Source organism: Bacteroides sp. Ga6A2 (genome assembly GCF_000702225.1).
Taxonomy (GTDB): Bacteria; Bacteroidota; Bacteroidia; order Bacteroidales; family Bacteroidaceae; genus Ga6A1.
The window spans coordinates 1-3,330 of sequence record NZ_JNKX01000081.1; the positions used below are offsets into that span (position 1 = coordinate 1).

Consider the following 3,330-nt stretch of genomic DNA (forward strand, 5'->3'; position numbering starts at 1 on the left):
GATATTTTCTAATGGCGGTCATTAGAAAAATAGACATGCCAAATTTCTAATGACCGATTTGGGTTTATGTGTTCCTTCTGAATATTCCGGCAATCCTAATTCCCTACCTCGTTTTATGGAAATTAGATGCACTACGTTACTATAATCGTGCACTTGCCATTTGCGTCTTTGGTGTCTGGTTCGGCTACTATTTCATAAACTATACAATTATCAAAGATGAAAAGGCATTTATGACTGATGATATTGAAGTATACAAGTATAACCCAAGTGGAAAAAAAAGTGGCATTAATTGCAGATATAGAGGAGATTTAGTGCGTTTTTCAACAAACAAAAAAGCAGATAGGCTTTACGAGATATATGGCGACTCCGTGATAAACCATATACATGTTCGTCTGTCCATTAAAAAGGCTCTCCCACATGTGTATTATATTGATGATGCCTTTATAGAGTACGATGAGGATTGAAAATACTGAATTCACAATTCATAATTCAAAATTCAAAATCGCTATGATGAAACTACTGAAAGGAGAAGCATGAGGCATGAAGGCAAGAATATGGCTGGAGGCTGAATAATCCTTAAAACATAAATATCATTCAATAACAATTCTTAAATTCAAATCTAAATGAAAAAAGCATTACTCATTTTCGTCCTACTCCTTTCTGCAATATGCACGACAATGGCTAAAGGCGAGGACATTGTTGTAAAAGTTGACAAAAACGGAAAGGCTACGGGGTGCAAATCGTTCACAATAGAAAGCGCCAGTTGCTTTACCATTGACAACATAGTGTACGATATTAAAGACGATTATCTTATAGCATCTTGCTGGGACGAAGATGAACTTAAAGGCAACGTCCGTATTATTGCCGCGCTTGAATACAAGGGCAAGAGATATCCTGTAAAAGTCATAGATGAAGGGGGATTTGAGGAGTGCGAAGGCATCACATCTATCTATATTCCACAAGGGGTTACAACCATCGAAGAAGAAGCGTTTAAGGGATGCACAAAACTTGAATATGTACACTTGCCAAACACAATCGACTCCATTGGCAATGATGCCTTTACAGAGTGTACCAAACTTGCAAAGATTTGCTTTCCGAGAAACAAGCATGGCAAAACTCTGCGCATTGGCAACGGAGCATTTAGCCAATGCGAGAACCTGAAGTCGGTTGATATTCAAGCAAAAATGCCATATATAGCCCCATACGCATTTAGTTCATGCAAGAGTCTTGAGAGAATCACAATACCTAATGGTGTAACAGAAATAGGAACTGGAGCATTTCAGTATTGCAAGGCTTTGAAAGAGATAATCTTACCAAAAAGCCTCAAGTCTATTTCGGAAATTGATGTTTTTGAAAATTGCGAAAGCATAGAGTCTATAAAGATTGACAAAGACAATCCGGTTTATGATTCGCGAAACAACTGCAATGCAATTATCCAGACTAAGGACAGTTTCCTTATCAAGGGATGCTGCAATACCGTTATTCCACACGATATAAAATACATCGGCTTTAGGGCATTTGCCTACTGCAAAGGACTCAAAAGCATAACAATACCAAACAACATTAAGAAAATAGGCGGCGGAACGTTTCTCTTATGCAAGAATCTTACAGACATAACATTGTCCGACAGTTTGCAATTTGTGAGTGCAGGTATGTTTTGGGGATGCGAGAAACTCCGAAACATAAACATTCCAAACAGCGTTAAAATAATCTACAAGGAAGCATTCTTTCATTGTAAGAGTCTCGAAAATATAAACATTCCGGGCAACGTAAAGACAATCAAGGAAAACGCATTCACTGGTTGCGAGAATCTTAAAAGCGTAAACATATCTAACGGCGTAGAAGAAATTAGTTCCTTTGCATTTTCGGGCTGCAAGAAACTCGAAAGCATAACAATTCCTGCCAGCGTAAAAAACATCAATGACAACATCACATCAGAGTGCGACAATCTTAAATCAATAAAAGTAGACAAAGACAACCCGGTTTACGACTCGCGAGACAACTGCAACGCAATTATCGAGACCAAGACAAACAAGATGATTGCCGGATGCAGCATCACGACCATTCCCAACAGTCTGGACAATATAGTTGACTTTGACAACATGGAAATCAACCGCTTTATAAAGGAATTCACAGTTCCAGATAGCGTCCAGGAACTTAATATGTTTATATTTACATATTGCGAAAATTTAAAGAGCATAACCATTCCAGCAACTGTAAGAAGAATTATCCCCGGCATTTTTGGATACAACAGAATAGACTCTGTGATTATTGACGAAAAAAATCCGGTTTACGACTCGCGAGGCAACTGCAACGCAATTATCGAAACTAAGACCAACACGCTTATCTGCGGATTCAACAAAACCGTAATACCGCAAGGCATCGAAAAAATCGGCTGGGGAGCCTTTGTGGGGTGCGAAAACATCAAAAGTATCGAAATTCCAGAAGGCGTTACCGAAATTGAACCCTTCGCATTCTATGACTGTATAAACCTCACCGATATAAAACTGCCAAACAGTCTGGTTTCTTTATGTTTGGGCTACTGCAAGAATCTGAAAAGTATAGATATTCCCGAAGGAGTAGAAAAAATCGGGGAAGAGGCGTTTAGCGGCTGCAGAAATCTTGAAAGCATAACAATTCCTAAAAGTGTGAAGACAATAGGAATTAAGGCATTCAGTTACTGTGAGAAACTGAAAAGCATAAATATCCCCGAAGGAGTAGAAAAAATCGGAGAAGAGACGTTTAGGGGGTGTTTAAATCTTGAAAGCATAGTTATTCCAAGCTCCGTAAAAGAAATCAAGAAAGAGGCGTTTAAGGATTGTGAGAAACTCGAGACGGTAAAAATTTCCGAAGGTGTTACAAGCATCAAAGAAGAGGCGTTTAAGGATTGTAAAAAACTGAAAAGCGTAACTTTGCCAAGTACAATAACAGACATCGCCTCAGATATTTTTTGGAGTTGCAACAAGTTAAAAGCTATCCATATTCCAAAAGGCACGCTCGAGAAATTTAAAAAGATGTTAGATTATTGCGATTATCTTTTGGTTGAGAAATAATGTAGAATTAACAATGGATAATTCAGAATTCATAATTCACAATGGACAATTAATAGTATTGCCTTGATAAGCCGTATTTGCCCCCATGTTAAGCCGAATTTGCAATTTGGCTTTGAAATAAATGGGAATTTGAAATTCCCACCACTGAAAAGGCTGTAATGCGAAGGTATCGCTTTTATGCATAACTTTTTGCCGCTTTGCGACAATGGGAGTTACAAACTCCCGAATGCTGATGGAGGGTGTGTCAAAATAGGCACATCCTCTTATTTGTTTTTTT

Annotated in this window: 3 protein-coding genes; 2 read left to right on the plus strand and 1 reads right to left on the minus strand. The window is 38.2% G+C overall.

Annotation, left to right across the window (positions count from 1 at the left end; translation table 11 throughout):
- Positions 1-68: 68 nt before the first annotated feature.
- On the plus strand, positions 69-464 hold the full coding sequence (locus T538_RS0113700; RefSeq protein ID WP_031534592.1) for a hypothetical protein: 396 nt from the start codon (positions 69-71) through the stop codon (positions 462-464).
- A 213-nt stretch (positions 465-677) separates the two neighbouring features.
- Entirely contained in the window at positions 678-3,053 is a 2,376-nt protein-coding gene (locus T538_RS0113705; protein ID WP_031534594.1) for a leucine-rich repeat domain-containing protein, read from the plus strand.
- A gap of 36 nt (positions 3,054-3,089) precedes the next feature.
- Here T538_RS0113705 and T538_RS19040 read toward each other — a convergent pair.
- Positions 3,090-3,330 (minus strand): hypothetical protein (locus T538_RS19040; RefSeq protein WP_034539263.1); only part of this gene is annotated, 241 nt, incomplete at its 5' end.